This is a genomic window from Paenibacillus rhizoplanae (genome assembly GCF_042684125.1).
Lineage (GTDB): Bacteria > Bacillota > Bacilli > Paenibacillales > Paenibacillaceae > Paenibacillus_AQ > Paenibacillus_AQ rhizoplanae.
Genome location: NZ_JBHUKY010000081.1, coordinates 1 through 384 on the forward strand (window position 1 = coordinate 1; position 384 = coordinate 384).

A 384-nucleotide genomic window follows, 5' to 3' on the forward strand; every position below is an offset into this window, starting at 1 on the left:
TTGGAGGTGGAAGTGCAGCAATGCATGGAGCTGACCAATACTAATCGGTCGAGGGCTTATCCAAATTTCTAACACGCAGATTCATTTCGGATTCAGTTTTCAGGCGATTAAGCCTGATATGCATATTCCCTGATAGCTCAGTTGGTAGAGCACTCGACTGTTAATCGAGTTGTCACAGGTTCGAGTCCTGTTCGGGGAGCCATATGGAGAGGTGTCCGAGTTTGGCCGAAGGAGCACGATTGGAAATCGTGTAGGCGCCACAAGCGTCTCGAGGGTTCGAATCCCTCTCTCTCCGTAGCAATACCTTACAAGTAATAGAACAGCGTGGCTCGTTGGTCAAGGGGTTAAGACACCTCCCTTTCACGGAGGTAACATGGGTTCGAA

At 49.5% G+C, this 384-nt stretch carries 2 tRNA genes; both read left to right on the forward strand.

Annotation, left to right across the window (positions count from 1 at the left end):
- Positions 1-126: 126 nt before the first annotated feature.
- Positions 127-202: transfer RNA gene (locus tag ACFSX3_RS30000), tRNA-Asn, on the forward strand.
- A gap of 3 nt (positions 203-205) precedes the next feature.
- Positions 206-295 (forward strand) — tRNA-Ser (locus tag ACFSX3_RS30005).
- The last annotated feature ends 89 nt before the right edge of the window (positions 296-384 follow it).